Annotated in this window: 10 protein-coding genes, 1 tRNA gene, 2 pseudogenes and 1 riboswitch; of the genes and pseudogenes, 7 read left to right on the top strand and 6 right to left on the bottom strand. The window is 67.2% G+C overall.

Features of this window, described 5'->3' with window-relative positions; translation table 11 throughout:
* Positions 1-792: pseudogene (locus ACWCP6_RS28370) on the bottom strand (Fe-S oxidoreductase); the annotation flags it as partial.
* Positions 793-1,117: 325 nt separating this feature from the next.
* On the opposite strand from ACWCP6_RS28370, the gene ACWCP6_RS28365 reads away from it, so the two are divergent.
* Positions 1,118-1,708 (top strand): histidine phosphatase family protein, encoded by a 591-nt coding sequence (locus ACWCP6_RS28365; protein WP_450935417.1) that lies wholly within the window; start codon positions 1,118-1,120, stop codon positions 1,706-1,708.
* 843 nt (positions 1,709-2,551) lie between these two features.
* On the opposite strand, the gene ACWCP6_RS28360 is transcribed toward ACWCP6_RS28365, so the two are convergent.
* Complete coding sequence (locus ACWCP6_RS28360) at positions 2,552-3,694, bottom strand: hypothetical protein (RefSeq protein ID WP_450935414.1); 1,143 nt, start codon at positions 3,692-3,694, stop codon at positions 2,552-2,554.
* A gap of 802 nt (positions 3,695-4,496) precedes the next feature.
* On the opposite strand from ACWCP6_RS28360, the gene ACWCP6_RS28355 reads away from it, so the two are divergent.
* The 4 genes and pseudogenes from ACWCP6_RS28355 (at position 4,497) to ACWCP6_RS28340 (ending at position 7,850) form a co-directional block, all read left to right on the top strand.
* Positions 4,497-5,543 carry an AraC family transcriptional regulator gene (locus tag ACWCP6_RS28355; protein ID WP_450935413.1) on the top strand — a complete coding sequence of 349 codons (1,047 nt, stop codon included), beginning with the start codon at positions 4,497-4,499 and terminating at the stop codon, positions 5,541-5,543.
* 287 nt (positions 5,544-5,830) lie between these two features.
* Positions 5,831-6,353: pseudogene (locus ACWCP6_RS28350) on the top strand (transposase).
* A gap of 508 nt (positions 6,354-6,861) precedes the next feature.
* Positions 6,862-7,284 (top strand): hypothetical protein, encoded by a 423-nt coding sequence (locus ACWCP6_RS28345; RefSeq protein ID WP_450935412.1) that lies wholly within the window; start codon positions 6,862-6,864, stop codon positions 7,282-7,284.
* Positions 7,285-7,673: 389 nt separating this feature from the next.
* Complete coding sequence (locus tag ACWCP6_RS28340) at positions 7,674-7,850, top strand: hypothetical protein (RefSeq protein ID WP_450935411.1); 177 nt, start codon at positions 7,674-7,676, stop codon at positions 7,848-7,850.
* 459 nt (positions 7,851-8,309) lie between these two features.
* On the opposite strand, the gene ACWCP6_RS28335 is transcribed toward ACWCP6_RS28340, so the two are convergent.
* From ACWCP6_RS28335 to ACWCP6_RS28320, 4 genes are all read right to left on the bottom strand, one after another.
* Positions 8,310-8,371: transfer RNA gene (locus tag ACWCP6_RS28335), tRNA-Arg, on the bottom strand.
* Positions 8,359-8,748 (bottom strand): hypothetical protein, encoded by a 390-nt coding sequence (locus tag ACWCP6_RS28330; protein ID WP_450935410.1) that lies wholly within the window; start codon positions 8,746-8,748, stop codon positions 8,359-8,361. The genes ACWCP6_RS28335 and ACWCP6_RS28330 overlap by 13 nt, the downstream gene beginning before the upstream one ends.
* A gap of 143 nt (positions 8,749-8,891) precedes the next feature.
* Positions 8,892-9,650 (bottom strand): CbtA family protein, encoded by a 759-nt coding sequence (locus ACWCP6_RS28325; RefSeq protein ID WP_450935409.1) that lies wholly within the window; start codon positions 9,648-9,650, stop codon positions 8,892-8,894.
* A gap of 20 nt (positions 9,651-9,670) precedes the next feature.
* Entirely contained in the window at positions 9,671-9,892 is a 222-nt protein-coding gene (locus ACWCP6_RS28320) for a CbtB domain-containing protein (protein ID WP_450935408.1), read from the bottom strand.
* Between the two features lie 438 nt (positions 9,893-10,330).
* A riboswitch (cobalamin riboswitch) is annotated at positions 10,331-10,548 on the top strand.
* Between the two features lie 189 nt (positions 10,549-10,737).
* Between ACWCP6_RS28320 and metE the strand changes: the two genes are divergently transcribed.
* Positions 10,738-13,047 carry a 5-methyltetrahydropteroyltriglutamate--homocysteine S-methyltransferase gene (gene metE, locus ACWCP6_RS28315; protein ID WP_450935407.1) on the top strand — a complete coding sequence of 770 codons (2,310 nt, stop codon included), beginning with the start codon at positions 10,738-10,740 and terminating at the stop codon, positions 13,045-13,047.
* Between the two features lie 345 nt (positions 13,048-13,392).
* On the top strand, positions 13,393-13,572 hold the full coding sequence (locus ACWCP6_RS28310) for a hypothetical protein (RefSeq protein ID WP_450935406.1): 180 nt from the start codon (positions 13,393-13,395) through the stop codon (positions 13,570-13,572).
* The last annotated feature ends 106 nt before the right edge of the window (positions 13,573-13,678 follow it).

Here is a 13,678-nt window from a genome sequence, read left to right as displayed (position 1 = left end):
CGGCTGCAGCCCACCCAGCGCCGTACCGCCGTCCGCCTCCCGCTTGAACCAGATATTCGGAAACGCCAGGAACCGATGCCACGCCACACCCATGTTGGTGTTCAGACCGATGGTGATCGCCCAGATCATCGTGGTGCCGAGCTTGATCACGGCGGCGAGGTACACGAGGTTCTCGAGCGTGGGGACGCTCAGCCCCTTGAAGAGCGCGACCAGGGGGTACGAGGCGAAGTACGACGCCTCGTAGCCCTCCACGTGGTGCAGCGCTCCCTCCAGGCCCCGCAGGACGATGATCGCCAGGCCGATGACCACGATGACGTACTCGACGAAGTACGCCTGGCCCGCCTTCGAGCCGGCGAACCGCGACTTGCGGCCCGCCCGGGAGGGCAGGCTCAGCAGCCGGACGACGATCAGGGTGATGATGCCGAGCGTCGTGCCGGTCGCGATGAACTCGATGTAGACCTCGTACGGCAGCCAGCCGCCGAGCACGGGCAGCGTCCAGTCGGCCTTGAAGAGCTGGCCGTAGGCGGTGACGATCGTCAGGCCCAGGGTGAGGAAGCCGACGGCGACAAACCAGTGCGCGACGCCGATGATCCCCCAGCGGTTCATACGGGTGTGACCGAGGAACTCCCGCAGCACGGTCACGCTGCGCCGGTAGGGATCGCCGGTCCGGCTGCCGGACGGCACCGGCTGGCCCAGGCGGAAGTACCGGACCAACTGGCCGACGGCGCGCAGGAGCAGCGCTGCGCCCGCCAAGGTCAGGACCAGCGACACGATGATCGCGGTGAGTTGCATCAGGGGACTCCTCAAGCCTCCGAGAGCGGCGACACCAACAACTACTGGTGAGTAACTTACTGGGTCACCCCTGCCGCCATCCAGGTGCCCAAGGCTCCGAACGCGCCAACTACCCCTGTCGGCATGCTCCTTGCCCACGGCTTCCCTCTGCCCACGACGTCGTGGTGCAGGCACAGGACGTCCGGGGGCGTGAGCGTGCCCGATGCCGACGAGGCGCTCACGGACGGGAGAGCCGCCTCACGCCCGGCCGGACCCCGCCCCCCCCGGTCACCGGAACACCCGCCGGGGAGCGATACTTTGGGACCGCACGGACCAAGGAGGAGCCCTGACCAGCCGCGTCACCCTGATCTCACCCGCGACGACCCCGTCCCTGCGCGCGGCGCGGTTCGACGACGGCGACTCGCTCGACGCGAGCGGCACGGCGCAGGCCCGCGCGGCCGCCGGCACCCTGCGCAGGGCCGTCCGGGTGCTGGCCTCGCCCACCGTGCGCTGCCGCGAAACGGCGTCGGCCCTCGGCCTCGACGCCGAGGACGTACCGGAGTTGACCGGTCTGGACGTGGGCCGTTGGCGCGGCCGGACACTCGACGAGGTGAGCGCGGCCGAACCCGACGCGGTGGTCCGCTGGCTGGCCGATCCGACCGCGGCACCGCACGGCGGGGAGTCGGTGCAGGACCTCTGCGAGCGTGTCGCACGATGGCTGGACACCTCGCCGCCGGCCGACGGCCGGACGATCGCCGTGGTGGAGCCGGAGGTCGTACGCGCCGTGGTCGTCGCGGTCCTCGCGGCACCCACGGCGGCCTTCTGGCGACTCGACGTGGCGCCTCTGGCGGCGACCGAGATCAGCGGACGCTCCGGACGCTGGAACCTGCGCATCGGCCGAGCCCCCGGTTCGTCCGACGGCGAGGCCGACGACTGACACCGACCGCCCGGCCCGGCGGACAGGACTCCGGAGGACCGTTCCGCCTCATCGGTAACGTACTGGTCAGAGGCTCTATCCGGTCAAGCTGTCCCGCGTCGACCCACAGGCCGTCCAGAGACCGGCGCCCCCGCTCGTGGCACCCACCTGCTTCCGAATGGTGCTTCCGCAAGTCCGCGCCGCAGGACGTCGATGGCGCAACTTCGGCCTTGCCGCTGATCCAAGCGGGCGGTGCCCGCTATGCGCTCTTGCGGCGGGTCTCACCGTGAGTCACCGTCGGATTCGGCAGTTGCCTCTGACAGTGCCACGAGTACGAGGGGGAACGTATGGGGGAACCGAGTACGGGCTTGTCGTGGTCGCGGGGCGTCTTTGGTGAGCTGACTGCTCCACTCACTCAGCTGATCCCAGAGTGCATCGTCCGCGCCCATGAGCGCGCGCGTGACGGGCATCGGGGTGTGGGGACACAGACTCTGGTGGCGTACGGACACGGTCTCCACGCTTCACAGTACGAGGAACTGGCGGCAGGACTCACAGACCTGCCCGACACCACAGCGGTCCGCCTGCAAGCGCGCACATGACGGTCGTCGCCGGTCATGTGCTCCATCCGATCCGGTACGCCAAACGCGATGTCCCCGTCACCGTTGCCCGTCTTCGCCGTGCTGTCAGTCTCCGCGCTGACCTGATTCGGCGTCACGGTCCTGACCCCATACGTCACGGTCCTGACCCCATACAGGGAGAGCTGGACCTCGGTCCTGCTGGGGGCCGGACGCGCGTGAGTCCTAGATTCCTTTTCGATCACAAGAGCGCGACCTAACGGCATATAAAGGGGCTACCTCTAGGTCTTTAGGATCGCGGGCCCTCTGCGTTTACCGATGGCGGATCAGCGAGAGCAGGAGGTGGCGTAACCATGGCCTGCACCAGGCTGGCGAGGATTTCTGCACGTGCTTCGTTGGTCAGTTGCGCCTCAGATATGAGCCGCTCTGCTGCCAGATAGCGGGAGAATTCCAGAGGCTGATTGAAGTACGCCCGCAGGTGACTGGCAGAAGCCTCCCGAGATCGAACGAAAGTGCGACCCACATAACCAGCTAGTGCGGCCGAGGTTACGCCAAGCGTGCCGGCGACAATACTGGCAGTCGCAGTCCGTGCAGTCATAGCCAACAAGGTAAAGCCGATGAGCAGAACAAAACCCGTCCCCATGGCGCCTTGAGCATTGCGGAACGATCTCGAAGCCTGATTGGTTGCGATGCCATGATAGTGATCGAGCCTTCGATGCGTCACGGTCCAAAGATCGGACAGAAGAAGACGTTTCTCGGTCTCCACCTCGTTCGTGTCGCCGGATTGACGCAGAGATTCCTCAAGGCCCCGTTCCGCCTCACGGAGGCGTTCCCTCGCTTCCCAGTCGCCCTCCGATAGTCTCCGTGATAGGTAGGGGAAGACGATGCACGCTAGGCTTAGAAACAAAAGTACAGTAGAAGACCAATCGACCGGTCGCCGCCACGGGCTATCCTCCGAGCTGACGGAATAGGGCTCAACTTGCAGTTCGCCCCGGCATTCCGGGTTGCCCTGGACATCCTCCAGTGCGACCGCCAACTCAACGCGGGTGGCCGATGCTCGAATTGGAACATCCAAGACGAAAGAAGAATTATTCGCGAACGCCGAGAACCGGCTAGAGGTTCCGGAAATACCATAGATGGCTACCCGTGGGCGTACGCAGTATTCTAATTGCCCTCCGAGATCAAATGCGACGGTGAGTTCCGTATACCCTTTAGGTAGGGTAAACATGGCCGCCCATTGATTCTCAAGAGAATTCGCCCCAACCTTAACGTCACGCTGGGAGAGGCTGATATTCTTGGCATCGAGCTTGTGGACCACATAAAACTGGGTGAACAGGCCGAGACTGGCAAGCAGTGCGCTGGCCAATAACCACCATTTCATGTGACGCATGGAATCGTTGCGTGTGCCACCCTCTGCTGGCTGCTCCATCATGCCGCAATAGCATGACAATCATTCCTCGTGACGTCTACGGCGTGCGCTGAGGGCGCGGATGCGCCTGCGCACCACCCGCATGACCGCCCTCGCCCAGGCGATCCTCACCCTCCGTGTGCGGCTCACACGCACTCACACGCGATCAGTGCGCAACTACGAGAAAGAGCGGGACTCCATGAGACTGGGTCCCGCTCTTCGCGTGAGGCATCTACCCTGATCAACCGCATGATCGTGCTGGTTGAGGCGAAGTGCCCCCGGCAGGATCCGAACCCGCGCACACGGCTCCGGAGGGCCTTGCGTCAGCCAGCATGGGCGCTGGTCAGCGTCCCGCGGGCAGCCGCCCAGCGCATACCAGTCCACGAGTAGTCCACGATCCTCCAGAGGTTGATGAGGTCGTCCGAGGGCCACTGAGTTTCTGATAAGCGAATCAAGTCTTCTGCCGCGTCACCATAAGGCCTGTCGGGTCGCTACGGAGGGCCTCTGTTATGGACGGATCACTCGTACCGATATCTACCGATTTACCGGAAGTATGTGCAGAGAGACGGGGAATCCTGGCCAATAAATGATATGTGAAATCTGCATGCGGCAAAACTGCATGCATGGCGCCTGGAGACTGGGCATCAGCGATCGAGCCTGTTATCGACCCCAATCAAGGCAACCTTATTGGGCCCCTGTTCGAAAATCTCGGGGCACTCTAGGGTGTCGTAGTAGCCTTGTGTCAGGCCTGCAGGGGAAGCAGCGCCCGACTGCGCAAGAGAATTTACACGGACCGTTTCGCAATAGCTCTCGGGGGTGGGATGCAATGATCGGTACAGTATTCCGGAGCGAAGACGTGTCGGTGGAAGACAGGTTCGACCACTGGCGGGAACTGATCAGCCGGACGCACGCGCCCAGTGACATGACCAGCGAGTACGCCGCTGATTTCTGGGCCCATCAGCGAGTGCTTGAACTGGGGTCGGTGACCATATGGCCAGCGTCGTTCCGGCCTGCGCGGTTCCGGCGGAGTGCACGGATGGTACGCCAGTCCGATCCTGAGCTATACCACGTAACACTGCTGCTCGACGGCGGATTGGGGGTCGACCACGCTGGGCAAACCGATATGCACCGCCAGAGCGATCTGTATGTGGTCGACACTTCCCGGCCTTACGATGTGCGACCCCTAGACAACCAAGACTGCAGCATCATCACAGGGGTGGGAGTAGAGTTTCCCAAGGTTCTGTTGCCTGTGTCGCCTAACCGGGTGCAGGAGCTGTTGGGAGTGCGGCTGTCGGGGCGGGAAGGAACGGGCGCCCTGCTGGCGAATTTTCTCACCGCCCTGGACCGGGAATCGAAATCCCTCCAACCATCCGACGCACCACGTCTCGGCACAGTCGTAATTGACTTGGTATCGGCTTGGCTTGCTCAGGTCCTGGACTCCGAGGCCGCCCTGCCACCGGAGACCCGCCACCAGGTTATGGTGCGGCAAATTCATGCATTCATCCAGCAAAACCTGCAGGACCCGGACCTGACGCCACCGGTAATAGCAGCCGCACATCACATCTCCCTCAGCTACCTGCACCGGATCTTTCGCCAACAGACAAGGGGGGAAACCGTCGCAGCCCAAATCCGCCGCCTCAGGCTGGAAGCCGTCCGCTGCGACTTGGCGGACCCCGCGCAGCGGACCGCGGCCATCCACACGATCGCCGCCCGCTGGGGCATCCCCCGCGTTTCCGATCTCACGCGCTCCTTCCGTGCCGCCTACGGCCTTTCACCCAAGGAGTACCGGCTTCAGGCCCTGATCGGCGCGCGGAAAGAGGGGGCTGTGGACGCAGCGCCAACCACCTCTGGAGGCAGTGTCAACACGGAGTGAGGGCGCTCCGGCAGTCTCGGCGGGGGGACACCTCACCCGCTGAAGGAGAAAGCCCGATGAAGAAGAGACCAAAAGAGCGTTTTGTCCCGGTGAGGTTGTTTGGTGAGGCTTCACCGGGGCGAGTTGAGAAGGCTGCTGGGGCGAAGGTGTTCCATGTGGTGGATGGGGCAGAGGCCGCTTCTCGGCCGTCCGTTTCCGCCGGTTCGCTCCTGTCTGATCCCAGGGCGCCCCCACTTGGCTCTACTTGCGCCCTGCAGGGACGGGCCGGCCGCCGGTGCTACCGAAACATGACGCGACAACGCCCGTATCCCAGCGACCTCTCCGATGCACGCTGGGAACTGATCGGACCCATCCTCACCAGGTGGCAGGCCGAGCGCAGGGACAGGGGTCTGGACATCGGCCGACCGCCCGAGCGCGACCTGCGCCGCCTGATGGATGCCATCCTCTACGTCGACCGCACCGGCATTGCCTGGCGTTACCTGCCGCACGACTTCCCACCGTGGGAGACGCTCTACGGCTACTTCGCCGCCTGGCAAAAGGAAGGCGTCTTCGACCAACTCAACGGCCTTCTGCGTCGCCTGGTGCGACGTCGAAGTCGTCCAACGCGAGCCGGCGTCAAAGGCTCCAAGGTGATTCCACGGCGCTGGGTCGTCGAGCGAACCTTCAGATGGCTCATGCACCACCGCCGACTGGCCCGCGACTACGAAACCCACCCCCCACCGCTCCGAAGCCATAATCCACGTCGCGATGATCGACCTCATGAGCCGCCGACTCACCCGCGAATCCACCCCAAACTGGCGCGACACCTGAACCTCGAACCAAACAACCCCGCCGGGACAAAACGCTCTTTTACTCAGCCCGCGCGGCACGGATGGCCCGCAGGGCCTTCTTCCCGGAGGCTGCAAGGGTGTCGATGAGGCGGCAGGCATACGCTTCTTCACCTGGAGAGTGCTTCTTTCCGTGCAGCCAACAGGACCCTACACAAGTCCCATCGTTGCAGGTCAGGACCACTCTCTGCTTATTTGATCAAGCCTCGGACACCTCACCTCGTGAAAGCGCGACACTAACGAACTACCGGCACACACCCCCGGGTCTTGTAGACGCACTGCGAACGAAATGTGCACTGATCGACAACGACAACGGGACGGCATCTGGGGCATTCTCGATCAAGTGCAGATCCGGCGTCTCGATCGCGCGGTCCGTGTAGGGGGCGGGCAGGAGACATCTTTTAAAGTCCCGCTCGAAGCCTTGTACCGTTGGCGGTCCCTCGCTAATCTGCATCTGCCAATTTGATCAATAGAGGGGGAAACTCATGCGGATGCCTCGCTTCGCGAAGAGTGCATTGACGGCGGCGATAGCGACTGGGGGGATGGTGGTGTTTGCCGCGGGTCCGGCGCAAGCAAGTCAAGATGTTACCGTCCATGTTTTGCGGTGCCCATTGGAGTACTGCGCCACTGCGGGGTACGGGTGGTTCCATGCGGATCCGGACGGGAGTCTGCCCGGTGACGCACTGAAAGCCTGCGACATGTACGCCGATGGGTATTCCATAAAGGCGTGGCTGTACAATCGAAACACTGGCAATGTCATTCGCACCGCCAGCACCGCCGGTCACGATTCGCCCTATTGTACGGATTGGAAAACCGGTGACCTTCCGGAGCAAACGCCGATCTGGGTCGATGTTTGCAAGATGTCGGGCACGACAAAAATCGAATGTTCTTATGGTGCCGAGGGGTGGAGTTGACGGCGTTTTCGCCGCTGCAATCCGCCCGCACACGTACCCATTCGTTTAGCCTCGAAGTTTCGTGACGGTCCGCCGACAGAGTCGGCGGACCGTTTTCGTGCTGTGGCTGAGGCTGGGCAGAACGAGGACCCGAGTGTCGTCTCGGGAGGGCCGTTTGTGCCCGCGGCCATGGTGATGGCGCTTCGTGAAAGTGGCTCTGGCTGCAGTTCCATTTTGAGCAATCCAAGCTGGCAAACGTGGACCGCGTTAACTCGTTCGGCCCATAGCGGTCGCTGCGGCGGATCAGTCGCGGTGTCATGACACTGCGCCCCGCGCTCAGAGCGGATGCGCGGCGGGTCTCGCACTTCAGACAGGCGAACCCGTGCAGTCAGTTTCGGAAGGTGGAGACAGTGACGCAGTTCAACAAGGGCGATCGTGTGGAGTACCAGGGGCAGGACAACCAGAAGCACACCGGAGAGATCCGGCGTATCCAGGGTGAGCCGCCCCAGGCGAGGTACACCGTCCGCGACGAGAAGACCAATGCGGAAGAGCAGATCGAGGAGCGGAAGATCGAGCGGTCGCTGTAACCACAGCATCGTGATGAGTCGCCCCCTGCGAGGGTGGGCGACTCATCGGCGTGAGGGACTTGCTGTCCGGCAGCCGGCGCATCGAGGACCTGCTACGAGTGAAACGCAGCCTGCCCGTGTCCGAGGTGCCTGGCGTCCCGTCCAGGGGCTTCATCGTTTCCGGGTCTCATCACTGCGTGGTGGCCTGTCGGGTCGACAGGGCCAGGCTGAAGCTAGGACTCATCGGTCGCCGCTGAGGTTGCAGCGGTACCCGGCTCTGTGTCCGAGGCTCCGCGTCCTTGCCCGGAGTACGCGTTCGTTTTCAGGCTTGGCCTGCGGCGATGGACCAAGATCCCGTCCACGCCTCGTCCACAGACCGCGACATACGCCCGCTCCGAGCGGCACACGCTCGCACATACGCGAAGACGCCGACCGCAGCGTTTCCGCTGGTGACGGGGTCTTTGGGCACCTCATGCAGGGTGCCCCCGGCAGGATCCGAACCCGCGCACACGGCTCCGGAGGCCGTTCGCTATCCGCGCGGCGCCGAGGAAGAAGGCTCGACGCCGGAGTTCCGTCCGGCGACCGGGCGCCGATGACGGTCCAGCAGATCCGCCACCGCGCAGCGCAGACAGGCATGTGGGGCGTTCCCCGCCGGGCCGCCCGGGGTGCACGACGGGCCCCCGTCGGCCGCGGCTCCCCGCGGCCCGTCGCAGCCGTCCGGCGGGCGGCCGACGAGGGTCTCCAGTTCCCGCAGCAGTTCCTCGGTCCGCTTCACCTGGTGGGCGAGGACCCTGACCCGGGCGCTCTGACCGCCGATCTGCCGTCGGCTGGCGATCAGTTGCTCGTACTCCTCCGGGGTCAGGGCGACCGCCTCGCGGCCACCGAGCGTGATGCGGCGCGGCTGGGGATGTCTGGCCACTCGGGTCCTCCGCTCCTCGCCCCCGTCGTCCTGGCTGACCGGTCCGCCCGACGGGGCACGTCCGTCGTCCGGGTCCATCGGTGCCGGAAGAACGTGAGAGGGCCCCCGGATGGTTCCGCGGGCCCTCTGGTGCATCGGGTGGTTCAGCTCGAGGCGGCGACCGCCCGGCCGGATGCGGCCGATGCCGGCTGCGGGGACAGCAGACGCTGTGCCAGCTCGCCGAAGATCAGTCCGAACCCGCCCCACAGGGTGATCTGCATGGCGAGGGCGGAGAGGCGGAACCGCCACAGCAAAGTGGCGGGGAAGTCCTTCGGCACCTCGTTGATGACGGGCAGGAAGGCGTACGCCAGCCCGATCGCGAGGACGAAGCCGGCCACCGCGACGAGGGTGGCGTACCAGGTGCCCAACTGCGGCGCGAGCCGCTTGCCCAGGATCACGGCGGCGACCGCGAGGAGCACGCTGAGCAGCATCATCAGGAAGTACAGGGTGGTCCGCTTGCCGATGGTGCCGGGGTCGCCGACCGACGGCGGGTTGGCGGGGTACTTCAGGAACGGCACGACGTACACGGCGAGCAGTGCACAGCCGGACAGCAGCAGCGCGGTGGCCCGCGGTGAGAAGCGCCCGACACGGCCGAGCGCGAAACAGTAGGCGAGCGCGGCGATGCCGCCGAAGGCCACCCCGTAGACCAGGACGCCGGTGGCAAGGCCGGCGGTGGACTGCAGGGTGCGGGAGACGAGTTCGACCTCGTGCTCGTGCGCCGGGGCGTGGGCCTCTTCGAAGCCGATGGCGCTGTCGACGTTCGGTTCACCCAGGAAGTAGGCGACCAGGAGGGCGAGCACGCCGGCACCCAGGCCGGCGAGCATGCCCCGAACGAGCAGGTTTCTGACCGTTGCGGAGTTCATGGGTGTGCGGCTTCCCTACGTCAGTGGCAGGGGAAGCCGAGCAGGTGGCGGGCGTCGTGCACCCACTCGTGGACGTCCGCGCCGTTGAACACGGAGGTGGCGCCCTGCTCGGCGCCGACGAAGTACAGCAGGACCATCATCAGGATGCCGAAGAACGCCGCCCAGGGGGCGATCGCGCCGATCGGCAGCTTGGCGGGAAGAACGGGGGTGGTGGCAGTCGGCTGGGCGACGTGCTGCGCCATGGCAGGGCCTCCTCTGGGAGTTCGCGTCCCATCTCGGTGGTGCACAGAACGAGCGGGCAGCGGGTCTGACTCACGAGGCGCCCCGCCCGTCCGGGCGGTCCGTCTCGTTCACAGTGGCGCGACCGTGCCGGATTCCCACCGGCTTCCGCCATACCCCTCGTCGATATCGCACAGACCGTACCGCGTGTAGGCGACCCGGCCAAGACCGCACCATCTGGCGTGATCTTCATCTCCCGGGGGGGCGGTCCGGCCGTTGTGCCGTGCGGGGCCACCGCGCGGGGCGGCCGTGCTTCCCGCCGCTGCGGAAGCCGCCTGGGCCGGGGACCCGTCACGGGTGGCGCGGCACGCCGGGGGCGCTCGAGCCGTTCGCGGACGCGGCAGCCCATGCCCCGCGACCCACATGGCGGAATGCTCGCCCCGCAAGGCTGCACGGCCCCTAGGCTGGCCCGTGCAGCTGGTTCGCCCCGTCAGCCGGACGGGAGCGTCGCAAGAGGGAACCCGGTGGAAATCCGGGACTGCCCCGCAGCGGTGAGCGGGAACGACCGCCGTCATACGCACTGGGCCCCGCCGGGCCTGGGAAGCGACGGCCAGTAGGTGTCCTCCCCCATGAGGACGTGCCCGCGAGTCCGAAGACCTGCCCGCTGCCCGCGTACGGAAGGTCGTGCGCGGACATCCCGGTGACCTCGAGGGCAGGTCGGTGGCACCCCGGACCAGTCGTCCGGGGAGTACCTACCGGGCGGACGACGGTGCCGCGGCGCACGCAGTCGTACCGTCCGGTCGTCACCCCTTCGCGCTCTCGTCCCGTCGCCGGGATCTCAGGGATTCATCTCGCGAAGGAGATCTCCGTGACAACAGAACCGGCAGCCCGGGCCACCGTGTACGGCTACCCCCGCCAGGGGCGCAACCGGGAACTGAAGAAGTCGATCGAGGACTACTGGAAGGGCCGCGTCACCGCCGACGGCCTGCGGGCCACCGCCGCCGGACTGCGGCGGACCACCTGGCGGGAGCTGGCCGACGCCGGCGTCCACGAGGTGCCGACCGGCGACTTCTCGTACTACGACCATGTGCTGGACACCACCGTGATGGTCGGTGCGATCCCCGCACGCCACCGGGCCGTGGTCGACGCCGACCCGCTGTCCGGCTACTTCGCCATGGCGCGCGGCACCCAGGACGCGGCACCGCTGGAAATGACCAAGTGGTTCGACACCAACTACCACTATCTGGTGCCGGAGTTGGGTCCGAACACAGTCTTCGCGGCCGACTCGGCCAAGCAGGTCGCGGAGCTGAAGGAGGCCATCGGGCTCGGCCTCACCGCCCGACCGGTCCTCGTCGGGCCCGTCACCTACCTTCTGCTCGCCAAGCCCGCACCCGGTGTGGCCGCCGGCTTCGAGCCGCTGACCCTGCTCGACCGGCTGCTGCCGGTGTACGCCGAGGTGCTAGCGGACCTGCGTGCGGCGGGCGCCGAGTGGGTGCAGCTCGACGAACCGGCCCTCGTCGAGGACCGTACGCCCGCGGAGCTGAAGGCCGCCGAGCGCGCCTACCAGGCACTCGGCGCGCTCACGGACCGGCCGAAGCTGCTCGTCGCCTCCTACTTCGACCGGCTCGGCGAGGCCCTGCCCGTCCTGGCCAAGGCCCCGGTGGACGGGCTCGCCCTGGACTTCACGGAGGCCGCGTCCGCCAACCTCGACGCGCTCGCCGCCGTGGGCGGACTGCCCGGCAAGCGTTTGGTCGCCGGCGTCGTGAGCGGACGGAACATCTGGGTGGCCGACCTGGAGGCGTCGCTCGCCGCGCTCGGCACGCTGCTCGGCCTCGCCGACCGGGTCGACGTGGCCGCGTCCTGCTCGCTGCTCCACGTCCCGCTCGACGCGGCCGCGGAACGGCACATCGAACCGCAGGTCCTGCGCTGGCTCGCCTTCGCCCGCCAGAAGACCGCCGAGATCGTCACCCTCGCCAGGGGCCTCGCCCACGGCGCCGGAGCGATCGCCGCCGAACTCGCGGCCAACCGCGCCGATCTGGCGTCCCGTGCCGGGTCGCCCATCACCCGGGACCCCGCCGTGCGGGCCCGTACCGCCAGCGTCACCGAAGTCGACGCACACCGGTCCCAGCCGTATGCCGAAAGGGCCGTCGCCCAGCGCGCCCGCCTCGGGCTGCCGCTGCTGCCGACCACCACGATCGGCTCCTTCCCGCAGAGGGACGAACTGCGCACCGCGCGGGCGGACCTGCGTGCGGGCCGCATCGACCCGGCCGGCTACGAGGACCGCATCAAGGACGAGATCCGGGAGGTGGTCTCCTTCCAGGAGAAGACCGGGCTCGACGTCCTGGTGCACGGCGAGCCCGAACGCAACGACATGGTCCAGTACTTCGCCGAGCAGCTCACCGGCTACCTCGCCACCCGGCACGGCTGGGTCCAGTCCTACGGCACCCGCTACGTCCGTCCGCCGATCCTGGCCGGCGACATCTCGCGGCCGGAACCGATGACGGTGCGCTGGACGACGTACGCCCAGTCCCTCACCGGCCGCCCGGTCAAGGGCATGCTCACCGGCCCGGTCACCATGCTCGCCTGGTCCTTCGTCCGCGACGACCAGCCCCTCGCCGAGACCGCCCGCCAGGTCGCCCTCGCCCTGCGGGACGAGGTCGACGACCTCGAGGCGGCCGGGACCCCGGTCATCCAGGTGGACGAGCCCGCCCTGCGCGAGACACTGCCCCTGCGGGCCGCGGACCGGCCGGCCTATCTGGAGTGGGCCACCGAGGCGTTCCGGCTCACCACGGGCGGGGTACGGCCGGACACCCAGATCCACACCCACATGTGCTACGCCGAGTTCGGGGACGTCCTCCAGGCCATCGACGACCTCGACGCCGACGTGATCAGCCTGGAGGCCGCCCGCTCCCACATGCAGATCGCCCGGGAACTGGCCGCCCACGGCTACCCGCGCGAAGCCGGGCCCGGCGTGTACGACATCCACGCGCCGCGCGTCCCGAGCACCCAGGAGGTCGCGGCGCTGCTGCGCACCGGTCTGAGGGCCCTCCCGGCCGAGCGCCTGTGGGTGAACCCCGACTGCGGCCTGAAGACCCGCGGCCGGCCCGAGACCCACGCCTCCCTGGAGAACCTGGTGGCTGCGGCCCGGACGGTCCGCGCGGAGATCTCCGGGTCCTGACCCGCCCCGGGCCAGGGGCCGGTGGGGCGCGTCCCGTGTCCCACCGGCCCCCACCGGCCTCCCGCCAAGGGCCCGGCCGCGCACACGGCCGCCCTCACCCCGGGGCGGGGCCGCTCCCTCGCATCGCCGCGCCACCCCGGCGCCGGTACGTCGCAACGCGCGTCGATGCAGGGTGACTTGGCCAGGTGAGGTACGTACTTTCACGGATGCCCGGAAGTCTCACCGACTGGGACGCTTGTCGTCCGAGCACCGCCCCGGGAGCGGCCCCCGTCGAGGTGCCGGGTCCGGGCCCCAGGACGCGGTGGGGCGCAGCACGGTGCATGACCGGAATCGGGAGAGAACGTCATGACGGAAGCCCAGGACACGGGCAGCGGCCTCGGGCTGTGGAGAGCGCTGGTTCTCGTCGGAGCGCTCGGGGTCGCCATCGGCCTGATCGGCCACATCCTCGTACTCGGCCTGCTGGCCCCGCCCGTTGCGATCGTCGGCGTGATCGGTCTGACCATCGCCCGACGCAAGCAGCGCTGACGCAACCGTCCGCCCGTCGGTGCTGGACGTACCGACGGCGGACGCCGCGCGCGCCCGGGCGACGGAACGCCTCGGACGGGTGCGCACGGACGACCACCTGCAGAGG

The sequence above is a fragment of the Streptomyces sp. NPDC002004 genome (genome assembly GCF_053593975.1).
This window is presented reverse-complemented; position numbering and strand designations above follow the sequence as displayed.

What these genes read in the sequence shown, in the direction of transcription:
- ACWCP6_RS28310 (WP_450935406.1), top strand. Translation starts at nt 13,393, where the DNA reads ATGACGGAAGCCCAGGACACGGGCAGCGGCCTCGGGCTGTGGAGAGCG.
- ACWCP6_RS28325 (WP_450935409.1), bottom strand. Translation starts at nt 9,650, where the DNA reads ATGAACTCCGCAACGGTCAGAAACCTGCTCGTTCGGGGCATGCTCGCC.
- ACWCP6_RS28345 (WP_450935412.1), top strand. Translation starts at nt 6,862, where the DNA reads ATGCCTCGCTTCGCGAAGAGTGCATTGACGGCGGCGATAGCGACTGGG.
- ACWCP6_RS28360 (WP_450935414.1), bottom strand. Translation starts at nt 3,694, where the DNA reads ATGATGGAGCAGCCAGCAGAGGGTGGCACACGCAACGATTCCATGCGT.
- ACWCP6_RS28355 (WP_450935413.1), top strand. Translation starts at nt 4,497, where the DNA reads ATGATCGGTACAGTATTCCGGAGCGAAGACGTGTCGGTGGAAGACAGG.
- ACWCP6_RS28320 (WP_450935408.1), bottom strand. Translation starts at nt 9,892, where the DNA reads ATGGCGCAGCACGTCGCCCAGCCGACTGCCACCACCCCCGTTCTTCCC.